A 13,476-nucleotide genomic window follows, 5' to 3' on the forward strand; every position below is an offset into this window, starting at 1 on the left:
CTAGAGTCTCCCGCGTGAGTTTGCCTGTTGTTACTGCCACCCGGTACGTGCTGCCGCTGCGTGAGGGCGGGTCGTTGCCCGGTGTTGTCGAGGGCAACGATCTCGGCACGTACGTGATCAAGTTCCACGGCGCCGGGCAGGGCCCGAAGGCGCTGGTCGCCGAGGTGATCGTCGGTGAGCTGTTCCGCCGCCTCGACCTGCGGGTGCCGGAGCTGAAGCTGATCGAGCTCGACCCGGCGATCGGCAAGTCCGAACCGGACTTCGAGATCCAGGAACTGCTGATCCGCAGCGCCGGGCTGAACCTCGCCGTCGACTTCCTGCCGGGCTCCTTCGGGTACGACGGATCGGCCGGCAACCCCGGTGACGACGCGATGGCCCGGATCCTCTGGCTGGACGCGTTCGTCGCCAACGTGGACCGGTCGTGGCGGAACACGAACATGCTGGTCTGGCACAAGAACCTGTGGCTGATCGACCACGGGGCCGCGCTGTACTTCCACCACTCGTGGATGCCGGCGGAGAAGTTCGCTTCGCTGCCGTACGACGCCTCCGACCACGTCTTCTCCGTTGCGATACCTGGTGTGGCGAAGGTGGATGCCGAGCTGGCTGCCGCGATCACGCCGGAGCTCTTGACCGAGGTGATCGGGCTGGTGCCGGACGAGTGGCTCGGTGAAGGCGACCGGGAGCGGTACCTGGGTCACCTGCTGGCGCGGTTGGAGAACCGGGCCGCATGGGTGCCGGGAGGTGCGCTGTGAAGCCCTTCGACTACGTGATCCTGCGGGCCGCGCCGCGCATTCAGCGGGGTGAGTTCATCAACGTGGGCGCAGTGCTCTACTGCCGGGCGCTGGACTACCTGGGTGCTGGCTGGGATGTGAATCCGGAACGTCTCAAGGCTTTGGACCCTGCAGTCGACGTCGACGTCGTATGTGCGTCACTGGATCAGATTCGAGCGATCTGTGCAGGTGACGCCGCGGGAGGGCCGGCAGCGGGCACCACGATCAGCGAGCGCTTCCGGTGGCTCGCGGCGCCGCGCAGTACCGTCGTACATCCCAGCCCGATCCACAGCGGGATCACTGAGGACCCCGCTGCGGATCTGGAGCGGTTGCTCGACTCCTTCGTTCGTTAGGCCTCGAGCGCCGTCGACACGACGTCGCGGGCCTGCTCGAAAACCTGCTCCAGGTGCTCGGCGCCCTTGAACGACTCGCCGTAGATCTTGTAGAGGTCCTCGGTGCCCGACGGGCGGGCCGCGAACCACGCCGACTCGGTGGTGACCTTCAGCCCACCGATCGCCGCGTCGTTGCCAGGAGCGTGAGTGAGCCGGTCCACGATCGGCTCACCGGCCAGCTCGGTCGCTGTGACCGCGTCTGCCGACAGCGCGGCCAGCTTGGCCTTCTGCTCGCGGGTGGCCGGTGCGTCGACCCGCGAGTACGCCGACGCACCGAAACGCTCCACCAGCTTGGCGTGGGCCAGTGACGGCGTCTCACCGGTTACTGCGGTGATCTCACTCGCCAGCAACGCCAGCAGGATCCCGTCCTTGTCCGTGGTCCACACCGTGCCGTCGAAACGCAGGAAGCTCGCGCCGGCCGACTCCTCTCCCCCGAAGCCGACCGAGCCGTCCACCAGACCAGGCACGAACCATTTGAAGCCGACCGGTACCTCCCACAGCCGCCGGCCGAGGTCCGCGACCACACGGTCGATCAGCGACGACGAGACCAGTGTCTTGCCTACAGCGACGTCCGGGCCCCACTGGCGGTTGCTGAACAGGTAGGAGATCGCGACGGCCAGGTAGTGGTTCGGGTTCATCAGTCCCGCATCCGGCGTGACGATGCCGTGCCGGTCCGCGTCCGCGTCGTTCCCGGTCGCCACGTCGTACTTGTCCCGCTGCGCAACCAGCGAGGCCATCGCGTACGGCGAGGAGCAGTCCATCCGGATCTTGCCGTCGTGGTCCAGCGTCATGAACGACCAGGCCGGGTCGACGCGCGGGTTCACCACGGTCAGGTCGAGGTCGTGCCGTTCGGCGATCGCGGCCCAGTAGTCCACGCTGGCACCGCCGAGCGGGTCGGCTCCGATCTTCACGCCGGCGTCGCGGATCGCCGCCAGGTTCAGCACCGACGGCAGGTCGTCGACGTAGTGCCCGACGAAGTCGTAGTTCCCTGCCTCCTCACGGGCCTGCTCGAACGACTTGCGACGTACCTCACGGTTGTCGCCGGCGATCAGCTGGTTGGCGCGGTCCGCGATCCACTTGGTCGCGTCGGAGTCGGCAGGGCCGCCGTGCGGCGGGTTGTACTTGATGCCACCGTCGCGTGGCGGGTTGTGCGACGGCGTGATGACGATGCCGTCCGCGTCGGCTCCCGCGCCGCGGTTGAGCCGCAGGATCGCGTGCGACACCGCCGGCGTCGGCGTGAGCCTGTCGGCGCTGTCCACGAGCGTCTGGACGTCGTTACCTGCCAGCACCTCGAGCACAGTGCGCCAGGCCGGCTCCGAGAGGCCGTGGCTGTCCCGGCCGACGAGCAGCGGACCCGACGTACCCTGGCCGGCCCGGTACTCGCAGATCGCCTGCGTGATCGCCAGGATGTGCGCCTCGTTGAAGGCGCTGTCGAGGCTCGCGCCGCGATGGCCCGACGTACCGAAGACCACCCTCTGGGCCGGGTTGTCCACGTCCGGGGTGAGGTCGCCGTACGCCGCCAGCATGGCGCCGACGTCGACGAGGTCCTCGGGCTGTGCTGGCTGGCCTGCGCGTGGATGCATGACCACATGCAACCACAAGACGGTCAGCCGCTGTACGGCGTGAGCAACTGGTCGACGGGCGCGTAGTCGTCGGTCAGCACCGGGGCATCGCCGACGAAGCTGTCCGGCCGGTCGAGGACGCTCATCGACGGTTCCAGGTGGCCCATGATCGCCGGTACGTCGATCGGTTTATCGGACGCCGCCACCACGAAGTTGCCGCCGCTGTGGCCGGACAGTTCGTCCTTGCGCGCGATCACCGCGACGTACGGGAACACCGCCTGCGCCGTCTTGATCTCGGCCTTCGCGAACTTGGCAGCGCCGTAGTCGATGACGTTGATCAGGTAGAGCCCGTCCGGTCGCAGCACTCGTCGTACGTCGGCCACCAGCTCGCGCGTGGTGAGGTGCCAGGGCACGGACAGCCCACTGAACGCGTCCATCAGGACCAGGTCTCGGCTGTCTGTCTGCTCGTCACGTACGCCGAGGCGGCCGTCCTGCACTGTGACCGCCAGATCCGGTCCGGTCTGCACGCCGAGCTCCCGCTTGTCGAGCTCCACCACAGCTTTATCGATCTCGTAGACCTGGTGCTGGCTGCCGGGCCTCGTCGCCGTCACGTACCGCGTCATGGTCAGACCGCCACCGCCGACGTGCAGTGCGTTCAGCGGCCGTCCCTCGGCCCAGGTGCCGTTGATGGCGGCCGCGAAGCTCTTGATGTACTCGAACTCCAGGTAGGTCGGATCCTTGAGGTCGACGTACGAGTGCCGCGCCTGGTCGAGGTACAGCGTCCGCCCGCTCTCCCGGTTCGGGTCAGCGACGACACGAGCACAGTGGTACGCCGTCTCGACCTCACAGGGCCGTGGCGCGACGAGGGTCAGTGTGGCGCCGACGACCGCGAGAGCGACCGGCTTCACCGCTGCCTGCACACCACGCAACAAGAAGGTCAGTGCGGCTCCCACGACCACCAGTGCGGCGCCCAGAGTCAGGACGATCGTGCTGATCGGGACCGTCGCCACGAACACGAACCCGGTCAGCACAGTGCCGACGATGCCGCCGACCGTGGCGTATGCGGACAGCCGGCCGACAACGGTACCGGTCTGCGCCAGCGAGTCCAGCCGGAGCTTCGTCACCATCGGCGTGACGGCCGCCAGGAGCGACGCGGGCGCGAACAGCGTGACGGCGAGGACCAGGAACACCAGTTCGCTCGCGCCTCCCCGGAGCGCTTCACCCGTCCAGCGAACCACCGGGAGAATCAGCATCACCAGCGCCCCGCCGAGCAGGAACAGCGGGCCGAGCGTCCGCTGCGGCGGCGCAACATCCGCGAACCGCCCACCGAGCGCCGCACCGGTCGCGATCGCCGCCAATGCGACTCCGATGACCGCGGTGTTCGTCTCCAGCGTCAGGCCGATGTACGGCGCCACCAGCCGAAGCGAGACGAGCTCCAGCACCATGACGGCGGCCGAACTCCCGAACGCCAGCGCAATCGCCAGCTTCTGACCAACCGGCCCACCCTCACCCATGTGCACCCACGTAACCCTATAGAACGGTCAGACCTCGTCGAGGCGGGCGATCAGGGTCTTCGGGGCGATCTGGCGGTACGCCGTCTCGACCAGGTCCTCGAAGTGGCCCCAGTCCACGTCGACATCCAGGTATACGCCGAGCCAGCCGCGGTGCCCGACGTACGGCGGCCGGTAGAAGTGGTCGGGGTGCTCCGCGACCAGCGACTCCTGCACACCAGGTGGCGCCGCCATCCACACACCGAGGCGGTCGTCATGGTGGTGGTCGGCGTACATCACGAAGGTCTTCTTGTCGCGGACGAACCAGGTCGGCTCGCCATGACTCGGCCGCTCGGTCACATCGGGCAGTGCGAGGCACAGGCTGCGTACGCGTTCCAGAACGTCCATCTGCCTAGTGTCGCGGACCAGGGATCACTACACCTGCCTCGTACGCATAAACGACCGCCTGTGCACGGTCACGCAGGTCCAGCTTGGTCAGGATGTTGCTGACATGCGTCTTCACGGTCTGCTCGGCCAGCACCAGTTCGTCGGCGATCTGCCGGTTGGACAGTCCACGTGCGACAAGCCGCAGTACGTCGGTCTCACGCGGCGTCAGGCCGACCGGTGTGGCCGATACGACAGGCTGCGCACGGGCGAAGTCCTCCACCAGTCGCCGGGTAACAGACGGCGCTAGCAGCGCGTCACCAGCTGCAACGACCCGTACTGCTGCCGCTAGCTCGTCCGGAGTGGAGTGCTTCAGCAAGAACCCGCTCGCACCAGCGCGGAGCGCCGCGTACACGTAGTCGTCCAGGTCGAACGTCGTCAGCATCACGACCCGCGGCGGCTGGCCAGGTGTCGAGTCGGCGAGGATGCGCTGGGTTGCGGCGAGCCCGTCGAGCACTGGCATCCGGACGTCCATGAGGATCACGTCCGGCGTCAGCTCGGCGGCCAGCTCGACTGCCTGGGCACCGTCGCCTGCTTGTCCGACCACCTCGATGTCGGGCTGCGCGTCGAGCAGCGCGCTGAACCCGGCCCGCACCATCTCCTGGTCGTCAACCACCAAGACCGTGATCACCACCCGCCACCTCCTCCCTGACCGGAATGAACGCCTGCACCAGATAACCGCCTTCCGGGGTCGGACCGGCCGCTACGGTCCCGTCGACGAGCGCCACCCGCTCCCGCATACCAGTCAGTCCATGGCCGCTTCCTGGCGCCGGTACGACAGGCCGCGGCGGCTTCTCGTTCTGCACGATCACTTCCAGCTCGCCCGCAGTACGCCGTACCGCGACCTCCACGGCCGCGTGCAGTGCGTGCCGCACCGCGTTACTCAGCCCCTCCTGAACGACCCGGTACGCCGTGAGCTCGGTAGCAGGGTCCAACCCGGTCGGCACGTCACCAACGAGCCGCACATCTGCTCCGGCCCGCTGAGTGCTCTCCACGAGCTCAGCCACCTGCTCCAGTCCCGGCTGCGGTCCTGTCTGCGGTTGCTCGACCGGCTCGCGCAGCAGCCGCAGTACGCGACGCATCTCGGTCAGCGAAGCCCGCGCCTCGTCCGCAATGCCCGTGAACTCCTCACGTACGGCGTCCGATACGTCGGGCAGCCGGTGTGGCGCACTGTCCGCGCGGACCACCACCACGGACAGGTGGTGTGCCACGACGTCGTGCAGCTCGCGGGCGATCCTGGTCCGCTCCTGCAGCCGCTCCCGTTCGGCACGCTCGGCCTTGCTGATCGTCTCTTGCTCGACAAGTCGACGGTTCGTGTCGGCCCGCGAGCGGAGGAGGTCGCCGACCACCACCGCTACGGCCGACAGCACGGCCATGGTGATCAGACCGAGCCAGCTGCCCCGGTCTGGTGCCAGTGCGACCGCAACGACGCCCAGCGCCTGGGTCGCCACCCACCAGCCGACCAGTTCCCGTCGACCGAGTCCACGCGCGCCTGCGATCGCAATGACGAACGAGTGCCCGAACGCTGCCGTCGTACCCCACGGCCAGGGTTCGCTCGAACTGATTGGAGTCGTGAGCGCAGCCGTGACAGCAGTGGTCACGAGCGAGACCACCACCGCCGCCCGCGGCCGCAACCACGACAGGCCGAGGGACAGCGCCCGTGCCATCGCCAGGGCCAGCACAGCCGCGATCGGTACGTCGTAGTGCTGTGCGAAATCCATGAGCGTCAGCACCAGCAGCGCTGCGACGCCCACCCCGGCGAACCAACTCCGCCGCCTCATCGGTATCTGCACGGTTGGACCTTACTCACAGCTGCTGCAGCCACGACCAGAAGAACGCCAGGCTGCCGGCCGCCAGCACGATAGTTGCTGGAAGCACCCATCTGCGCGTCCCCTGCACCAGGAGCGTGTGCAGTGCCGCGATGCCGCGCAGCGCGAACAGGAACACAAGAATGCACGGTACGGCGATCACACCGTGCGCCACCCACGCTCCAGCTCGCGTCGGCCCACCCCACGTCCCCGGCTGAACCGGACCGTGCTCGACGAATCCCCAGAACGGCCCGCGGACCACGGCCACCACCATCAGCAGCATCACGAACCAGCTCGTCAGTCCGAGCACCGCGCTGAGCAACCCGTACCCGAAGGTTCGGGCGTTGCTCATCGGCTGCTTCACACCACGCACGCCGAGGCGGCGCCAACGCCTCGCTGCGGTCTCCTCTTCGCCCAGCATCGCGTCCGCCATCGTCTGTACGCCGACCGGCGCCAGCAACGCGTCGTACACCAGTGAACTGCCCAGGCGCCTGAGCCAGTGGCTCTTGTGATCGCGGCCCTCGCTGTGTGCCGCGGGGTGGGTGAGTACGTCCGTCATCGTCATCTCCTCGGTCTCAACTCTTGAGATCGAGGCTAGGAATTCTCGGCGGCCGGCACCTCCAGCCGCGGAGCCAATCCGGGACCAGTACCCCGGTAGGGGGTGGTCTGTGACCCAGGTCACAGTGACCACGATGCGTGTCGCGGCGTTACACGGTCAGTGCCGAACGGTGTGCTACGCCGTCGGCGCGAGCGGTGAGTCCAACAGGAGGTACTCGGACACCATGCGCATGCGGAACCTGGCTGTGACCGCCACGCTGACCCCGGTTTTGCTGCTTCCCGGCTGCGGCACCGAAGCCGACAGCAATGTCGCCGCGGCGGCTCCGGCGGCGCACAAGGCGGCCCGGACCACGACCACCGACGAGGCGGTCGGCTCCGACGACCCCGTACTGAACGCGTACTACTCGTACCGCGCCGCGCTCGACGTGATGATGCGCAGCGGCGGCGGCAAGACCAAGCAGCTGGAGCCGGTGATGACGCCGGCGATGTTCCAGGCGATCGGCGCGCAGGCGAAGTACTTCCGGACCCACAAGCTGCGCAACACCGGCAACACCAAGGTGCTCTGGGCGAAGCGCACCCTGGCGGCGAACGGCGTCATCGTCAGCGCGTGCTACGACACCTCCGCGGCCCGCACCGTCAACATCCGCGGTCGCGGCGTACTCCCGAACACCACCCCGACCCGCTGGCTCGACCAGATGCGCGTCGTCAACCAGCAGTCCGCCTGGATCGTCGACGGCGGCACCACCACCCCGAACGCCTGCTGAACCCCTCGACCTCTCCCCCAACGCCTCCTGCACACCTCGGGTTTGTGGCAGTGGGATCACGATTGCGCGGCCCCCGGATTCTCCTGCGCAGGCGCGGGCAGACTCACTGACAAGTGCCGGAACAGGTCGAGGGGTCCACCGATGATCGACACGAGTATTGGGCGTTGGCTGCCGTTTCTCGGCCGCCGCCGTACACCGGAATCGCTGCGGCCACGCGGTACGAGCTCCCGGGTCAGCAGGCTCGCGGCGCAGTACGACGCCGAGGTCGACGCAGCCCTGCAACGCCTGTGGCCGAAGGCGCGGATCTACCACGACCGCGAGTTCACCCGGGACCGCGCTGACTTCCTGCTGGTGGTCCGCGGCCGCGGCGTGATGATCGAGACCAAGGTCAAGAGCGACCCCGGCCTGTTCCGCGGCTCGACCCTCCCGCCGCTGCTGGACCGGCTGCAGCGCGACGGCCGGCGTCTCGTCGTACTCGTGAACCAGGGCGACCCCACGCCGGCCCGCGACCTGATCAGCACCAAGCTCGGCGACAAGGGCCGCATCGTGGTCTGGTCCGGCCCACACGACGACACCGAACTCCGCCAGGCCGTCGAGTCCCTCCTCCAACAAACCACCCGCCACGCCTGACCCCAGGCCCCGCGTTGGAGGCCTGGGGCAGACAGTCAGGCGTTCTTGATCGCCGAGACCTCGAGCTCCAGCGTGACCTTCTCGCTGACCAGTACGCCGCCGCCCTCGAGCGCCGCGTTCCAGCTGACGCCGAAGTCCTTGCGGTTGATCACGACCGAGCCCTCCAGCCCGAGCCGCTGGTTGCCGAACGGGTCGGTCGCCGTCCCGGTGTACTCGAAGGTGACGTCGACGGACTTGGTGACGCCGCGGATCGACAGGTCGCCGGTGACCACGAACTCGGCGTCGCCGGCCGCCTTGACCGCGGTCGACACGAAGGTGATCTCCGGGTTCTCGTCCATCGCGAGGAAGTCGTTGCCGCGCAGGTGCTCGTCGCGCTGGCTGTTGCGGGTGTTGATGCTCTTCGCCTGGATCGTCACCTTCCCGGACGAGTTCGCCGGGTTCTCGCCGTCGATGTGGAACGAGCCCTCGAACTCGTCGAACGCGCCCCGAACCTTGGTCACCATCGCATGCCGGGCACTGAAGCCGATCCGGGTGTGGGAGGCGTCGAGGGTGTAATCACCGCTGAGGGCGGCGTACTCGCTGGACATCGCGGATTCCTCCAGAAAGATAGTTGAAGTTTAGATAGTAAAGAGTTCACCCTTAACGCTCAGAAGTCCACCCCACACCCAACGTGTCCGAGTCGTGGACTCGATGGTGGCCAGGAAGTGGACAGACCGACGGACTGACAGTTGCCTACGGCAACGGAGTTAACCGGTTGCGCCGGGACGGGCCGGGCTTGTCTCATGGGTGGTCGAAAGATCGGAGGATCGACCGTGGAACCGCTCAGCGCCGACGACATCAGGCGCTCGTTCGTCAATTCGTCCAAGAGCCAGATCAAGGCGATGGCGCTGCCGCCGAAGTTCACCGAGCTGCCCTGGGAGTCGCTGGACTTCCTCGGCTGGCGCGACGGCAAGGCGCCGAACCGTGGCTACGTCGTCGTACGGCGGGACAGCGGCGTCACCGGGATCGCGGTGAGCACCCAGACGTCGGGCGCCGCGCGCCGGTTCGCCGGCCTGTGCGACCTGTGCAACACCGCGCATCACGTCAGCGACGTCGCGCTGTTCGTGGCCCGGCGAGCGGGTTCGGCCGGGCGGGAGGGGAACACGGTCGGGATGTACATCTGCGCCGACCTGGCCTGCTCGCTGTACATCCGCGGCCTGAAGGACCTCGACCTGCCGCAGGGCGAAACCGTCACCCCGGACGTCCGGGCGAAACGCCTCGCGACGCGCCTGGAAAGTTTCGTGCAGCGCGTCCTCGCCTGACGTCGACACCCCCTAGGCTGGTGGTGCACAATCGGCCCTCGGAGAGCACCAGGGAGAGCGCGATGACCGAGTTCCGGATCACTCACGAGATCCACCAGACGCACCCGGACATTCGCGAGCGGCTCACGGCCACCACGATCGAGGCGATCAACGAGTCCAGCGCCCGTTCCGCCGAGGACGCGGCCCGGGTCCTGCGCCACAAGCTCGGCGAGATCGGCGTCCAGATGAGCGACGACGCCTGCCTGTCCGCGATCGAACGCATCCGCTCCGGCAAACAACTCCGCTTCGAAATCGAACCCCTCCCCGACGAAGACTGAGCCGCACGACCAGCGGATATCCACTCAGCTGGAGGGTCGCCCACTCGAAATCTCAGGGGGCAACCCTCCAGACCGACGGGCAACCCGGCGGAGGTCGGGTGGCAGGTAGGGTGCGGGCGTGGAGCTTGCTGAGTTGGGGCGTCGGGTACATGCGACCGCACATCTGACCGGGGAGTTCCTGCTCCGGTCCGGGCAGACGACGACGGAGTACTTCGACAAGTACCGGTTCGAGGCCGACCCGGTGCTGCTGGACGAGGTGACCGCGGCGATGGTCCCGCTGATCCCGGAAGGCACCGAGGTGCTGGCCGGTCTGGAGATGGGCGGCATCCCGGTGGTCACCGCGCTCGGGCGGCACACCGGCCTGCCCTGCGCGTTCGTCCGTAAAGAGGCGAAGCCCTACGGCACCTGCCGGCTGGCCGAGGGCGCCGAGACCAAGGGTCGCCGGGTCACGATCGTCGAGGACGTCGTCACGACGGGTGGCCAGATCGTCCTGTCCACCAACGAACTCCGCGCCCTGGGCGCCACGATCACCGACGCCCTCTGCGTCATCAACCGCAACGCCACCACGCCGGACCCACTCACCGAAGCCGGCCTGACCCTCCACGCCCTGCTCACGCCGGAACACCTCATCCCAAGGACCTGACCGACACACACCCAGGCACCGGCTCGGCCCACCTACCCCGAGCCCGCCCACCCGCTCGAGGACACGCCGCGCCAAGCACCTTGACCGGGCTCAGCCGGCCTTGCGCTGGTCCTCAGGGAGGAGCCGACGGAAGTCGTCGGACGAGATGATCGGCACGTTGAACTCGCGGGCCGCGCGGGCCTTGACCGACAGGCTGTCCACGTCGGCGGCGACCAGGAACGTCGTATCCGGGCGCACCGCCTCCTGAGGTATGAACCCGGCCGCGACTGCCCGGTCCCACCACACCTCTCGCGGCACCACCATGTCGCCGGTGAACACCAGGGTGCTCCCCGGCGGATACCTCCGAGCGCCAGGACGATCGGGTACGACGTACCGCCCGGCGCTCGCGCGAAGCAGCGCCTCGTCGACGTCGGACGCGCGCTGCCCGAGCATCACCGCGACCTGGTCGAGATCGCTGCGCTGATCGGATGAGATCTCGCCGGTCCCCCACGACGCAGTGGCCAGCGCAGACACGTACCACCGATGGAGGTGGTCGACCTGCGGGCGGGTCATGCCCAGCTCGGTTGCCACCTGCACCAGCTGGTCAGCGTCGGCCGCCGTGATCTCACGGTTGGCGAGGATCGTGTCGAGCAGTACGAGATACGAGTCGGCCTGCGGCGGCTCCGGGACGCGTGGCAACTGGTCGACAAGTCGGCTCATCCAGCCGTGTCTGCCACCGGCATGCACCGGTCGCACGGTCGGCGCGACGTTCGTCCCCGGGAGGTCCGGCCAGGGCAACCGCCGCACCTCTTCGTAGGCCCACTGCCAGGGTGGCGGCGCCGCGAAAGCGCCCAGATACTGTGCGAACAGCTCTGCCGTCGCGCGGGTGTCCGCCAGCGCCGAGTGCCAGCCCTCGATCGAGATCCCGGCCGCCGCGCAACAGGCGCCGAGCGTCCGCTTGGCACCGGGATGCAGGTATCCGGCCAGCGCCATCGTGCACATCGACCGCTCGGTGATCAGCGGAACAGTGACACCGAGCCGCGCGAACTCGGCCCGCAGGAAGCCGAGATCGAACTCGACGTTGTGCCCGACAACCATCCGTCCGGCGAGCAGCTCCCCCAACTGCCGTGCGATGTCCCGGAACTCCGGCGCCGCCAGCACGTCGGCGGTGAGGATCCCGTGGATGTGCTGCGGGCCCAGGTCGCGTTGGGGATTCAGCAACGTCACCCACTCGCGCTCGACCCGCCCGCGCGCGTCCAGCAGCACGACGGCGATCTCGATGACCCGATGCCGATGGGTCGGCAGTAGACCGGTCGTCTCGGTGTCGATAACCGCGTACATCCAGGCCTCCTCCGGCTCGCTGACCGACTGAGACAACCCAATCACACGGCGCCGACAGTTTTGGTTCCGTCAGGTATCGGACGGAATGTCGACCTCGATCTCCTCGCCCAGCCGCGCTCCGTGCGCCAGCTGGAGTTCATCGCCACTCCAGAACCGCCCCGGGTCGTACCAGTTGAGCTTCCGCCCGCGCAGCAACCCCATCTCCTCGTACGTCACCGCGACCACCTCGGCGCAGTACGCCGACTCCAGCTCGAGCTCACGCGATCCGCGACGAATCGCCGGCACCCGCCCGCGCACCCATCGCGATGCGAGCCGGGCGGTCGACGGGAACGGCGTACCGTCCAGGCGAGCGACGGTCCGCAGTACTGCGTCCTCCATCTCCCGAGTGACGGGGTGATCGAGCTGCCGCAGCCAGGCCCGTTGACCGTACTTGCGCGCCCACACCAGCACCGAGTCGCGCAGATTGTGCAACTGCGCACCACGCTGGTGCTGGCCGGTCCACATGTCCGGGAGCGAGCGACCCAGTTCCGCGTGCCACATCAGCGGCGGGAGGTCCTCGACGACGACCGCCATACCGACGTGGTTGACGGGGCTGTTGGTGGTCAACTGGATGGCACGGTCCGCGGCGCTTCCGCCGCGGAACAGCCAAATGTCACCTGTTCGTGTCAGTTCCGTAGCGTCATCCAGTGCAATCCGGCTGTTCACGTCGCTAGGTTAGTCGTCATGAAGGTATGGAAGGTGGTAGGGCTTGCGGGACTCGTCGGCGTCGCAGCGACGGGAGTCGTGATCGCACGGGGCGAGCGGAAGCGCCGTGCGTACACGCCGGAAGAGGTCCGCGATCGCCTCAAGACCCGGGTCAAGGAAGCAGCCAACGCCTGACCCGGACGACGATCGGCCGGGCAGTCGTGGTGCGCCGTAGCTCGGTGGTACGGCGCCGTCCACGTCTGCCCGGCCGTAGTCGTTGCAACACCCAACTTAAAGGTTGTGCAAGGCAACCTGTTCCAGGCGGCCGACGGTGATGGTCGCAGTCTGGTAGGTGCAGTACGGCTGCCGCCTCCGGTCGGTCGGCGACCCCGGGTTCAGCAGCCGGATCCCACCCGGGCCGGTGGTGTCCCACGGGATGTGACTGTGCCCGAACACCAACAGATCAACCCCCGGGTACGCCGCCGCGCAGCGTTCTTCGCGCCCCTTGGACGAGCCGGTCTCGTGCACCACGGCGACCGACAACCCGTCGAGTGTCACCCGAGCAACCTCGGGCAGTCGCGCCCGCAGCTCGGGTCCGTCGTTGTTGCCCCAGCACCCGACCAGCCGGGCCGCGCGAGACTCCAACTCGTCCAGCAGCCCGACGCTCACCCAGTCGCCCGCATGGATGACCACGTCGGCGGCATCGACCGCGTCCCAGACCGGCGCGGGCAACTTCTTCGCCCGCACCGGCAGATGAGTGTCCGAGATCAGCAGGAGCCGCATGCGCCCACTC

General features: G+C 68.1%; 18 protein-coding genes. 8 read left to right on the plus strand and 10 right to left on the minus strand.

The window, feature by feature from the left end; genetic code table 11:
- Positions 1-14: 14 nt before the first annotated feature.
- Together E0H45_RS22100 and E0H45_RS22105 are read left to right on the plus strand one after the other, a co-directional pair.
- Entirely contained in the window at positions 15-752 is a 738-nt protein-coding gene (locus tag E0H45_RS22100) for a HipA family kinase (RefSeq protein ID WP_131340110.1), read from the plus strand.
- The gene (locus tag E0H45_RS22105) at positions 749-1,123 is read left to right on the plus strand and encodes a DUF3037 domain-containing protein (protein WP_238155140.1); all 375 of its coding nucleotides are present in this window, start codon (positions 749-751) and stop codon (positions 1,121-1,123) included. Before E0H45_RS22100 ends, E0H45_RS22105 begins: the two co-directional genes overlap by 4 nt.
- Here E0H45_RS22105 and pgm read toward each other — a convergent pair.
- The 6 genes from pgm to E0H45_RS22135 are packed head-to-tail and all read right to left on the minus strand — an operon-like array spanning position 1,120 to position 7,025.
- On the minus strand, positions 1,120-2,745 hold the full coding sequence (gene pgm / locus E0H45_RS22110) for a phosphoglucomutase (alpha-D-glucose-1,6-bisphosphate-dependent) (RefSeq protein ID WP_131340114.1): 1,626 nt from the start codon (positions 2,743-2,745) through the stop codon (positions 1,120-1,122). The two genes, E0H45_RS22105 and pgm, sit on opposite strands and share 4 nt — an antisense overlap.
- Positions 2,746-2,768: 23 nt before the next feature.
- Positions 2,769-4,238 carry a fused MFS/spermidine synthase gene (locus E0H45_RS22115; protein WP_131340704.1) on the minus strand — a complete coding sequence of 490 codons (1,470 nt, stop codon included), beginning with the start codon at positions 4,236-4,238 and terminating at the stop codon, positions 2,769-2,771.
- 27 nt (positions 4,239-4,265) lie between these two features.
- Positions 4,266-4,622 carry an MmcQ/YjbR family DNA-binding protein gene (locus E0H45_RS22120; protein WP_131340116.1) on the minus strand — a complete coding sequence of 119 codons (357 nt, stop codon included), beginning with the start codon at positions 4,620-4,622 and terminating at the stop codon, positions 4,266-4,268.
- 4 nt (positions 4,623-4,626) lie between these two features.
- A complete protein-coding gene (locus tag E0H45_RS22125; protein ID WP_131340118.1) occupies positions 4,627-5,292 on the minus strand; it encodes a response regulator in 666 nt (221 codons plus the stop codon).
- On the minus strand, positions 5,267-6,439 hold the full coding sequence (locus E0H45_RS22130; protein ID WP_131340121.1) for a sensor histidine kinase: 1,173 nt from the start codon (positions 6,437-6,439) through the stop codon (positions 5,267-5,269). The genes E0H45_RS22125 and E0H45_RS22130 overlap by 26 nt, the downstream gene beginning before the upstream one ends.
- A 25-nt stretch (positions 6,440-6,464) precedes the next feature.
- Positions 6,465-7,025, minus strand: a complete 561-nt coding sequence (locus E0H45_RS22135; RefSeq protein WP_131340123.1) for a hypothetical protein — start codon at positions 7,023-7,025, stop codon at positions 6,465-6,467.
- Positions 7,026-7,254: 229 nt separating this feature from the next.
- On the opposite strand from E0H45_RS22135, the gene E0H45_RS22140 reads away from it, so the two are divergent.
- Both E0H45_RS22140 and E0H45_RS22145 read left to right on the plus strand, forming a co-directional pair.
- Positions 7,255-7,788, plus strand: a complete 534-nt coding sequence (locus E0H45_RS22140) for a hypothetical protein (protein WP_238155141.1) — start codon at positions 7,255-7,257, stop codon at positions 7,786-7,788.
- Positions 7,789-7,929: 141 nt separating this feature from the next.
- Positions 7,930-8,418, plus strand: a complete 489-nt coding sequence (locus E0H45_RS22145; RefSeq protein ID WP_130388972.1) for a hypothetical protein — start codon at positions 7,930-7,932, stop codon at positions 8,416-8,418.
- Between the two features lie 35 nt (positions 8,419-8,453).
- Here E0H45_RS22145 and E0H45_RS22150 read toward each other — a convergent pair whose 3' ends face one another.
- Positions 8,454-9,005 (minus strand): YceI family protein, encoded by a 552-nt coding sequence (locus E0H45_RS22150; protein ID WP_131340127.1) that lies wholly within the window; start codon positions 9,003-9,005, stop codon positions 8,454-8,456.
- A 225-nt stretch (positions 9,006-9,230) separates the two neighbouring features.
- Between E0H45_RS22150 and E0H45_RS22155 the strand changes: the two genes are divergently transcribed.
- The 3 genes from E0H45_RS22155 (at position 9,231) to E0H45_RS22165 (ending at position 10,679) form a co-directional block, all read left to right on the plus strand.
- Positions 9,231-9,719 carry an FBP domain-containing protein gene (locus E0H45_RS22155; RefSeq protein ID WP_131340129.1) on the plus strand — a complete coding sequence of 163 codons (489 nt, stop codon included), beginning with the start codon at positions 9,231-9,233 and terminating at the stop codon, positions 9,717-9,719.
- A 62-nt stretch (positions 9,720-9,781) separates the two neighbouring features.
- Positions 9,782-10,036 carry a hypothetical protein gene (locus E0H45_RS22160; RefSeq protein ID WP_131340131.1) on the plus strand — a complete coding sequence of 85 codons (255 nt, stop codon included), beginning with the start codon at positions 9,782-9,784 and terminating at the stop codon, positions 10,034-10,036.
- 118 nt (positions 10,037-10,154) lie between these two features.
- Positions 10,155-10,679 (plus strand): orotate phosphoribosyltransferase, encoded by a 525-nt coding sequence (locus tag E0H45_RS22165; protein ID WP_131340133.1) that lies wholly within the window; start codon positions 10,155-10,157, stop codon positions 10,677-10,679.
- A gap of 90 nt (positions 10,680-10,769) precedes the next feature.
- Here the strand turns inward: E0H45_RS22165 and E0H45_RS22170 are convergent, their stop codons facing one another.
- Both E0H45_RS22170 and E0H45_RS22175 read right to left on the minus strand, forming a co-directional pair.
- Positions 10,770-11,999, minus strand: coding sequence for an exonuclease domain-containing protein (locus E0H45_RS22170; protein ID WP_131340135.1), 1,230 nt, complete (start codon positions 11,997-11,999; stop codon positions 10,770-10,772).
- A gap of 69 nt (positions 12,000-12,068) precedes the next feature.
- On the minus strand, positions 12,069-12,605 hold the full coding sequence (locus E0H45_RS22175) for a hypothetical protein (RefSeq protein ID WP_238155142.1): 537 nt from the start codon (positions 12,603-12,605) through the stop codon (positions 12,069-12,071).
- Positions 12,606-12,722: 117 nt separating this feature from the next.
- Between E0H45_RS22175 and E0H45_RS42540 the strand changes: the two genes are divergently transcribed.
- Positions 12,723-12,878 carry a hypothetical protein gene (locus E0H45_RS42540; protein WP_165546543.1) on the plus strand — a complete coding sequence of 52 codons (156 nt, stop codon included), beginning with the start codon at positions 12,723-12,725 and terminating at the stop codon, positions 12,876-12,878.
- Between the two features lie 96 nt (positions 12,879-12,974).
- Here E0H45_RS42540 and E0H45_RS22180 read toward each other — a convergent pair whose 3' ends face one another.
- Positions 12,975-13,466: a metallophosphoesterase family protein gene (locus E0H45_RS22180; RefSeq protein ID WP_131340139.1), complete on the minus strand. Its 492-nt coding sequence runs from the start codon at positions 13,464-13,466 to the stop codon at positions 12,975-12,977.
- Between the last annotated feature and the right edge of the window lie 10 nt (positions 13,467-13,476).

Source organism: Kribbella soli, assembly GCF_004331345.1.
GTDB classification, from domain to species: domain Bacteria; phylum Actinomycetota; class Actinomycetes; order Propionibacteriales; family Kribbellaceae; genus Kribbella; species Kribbella soli.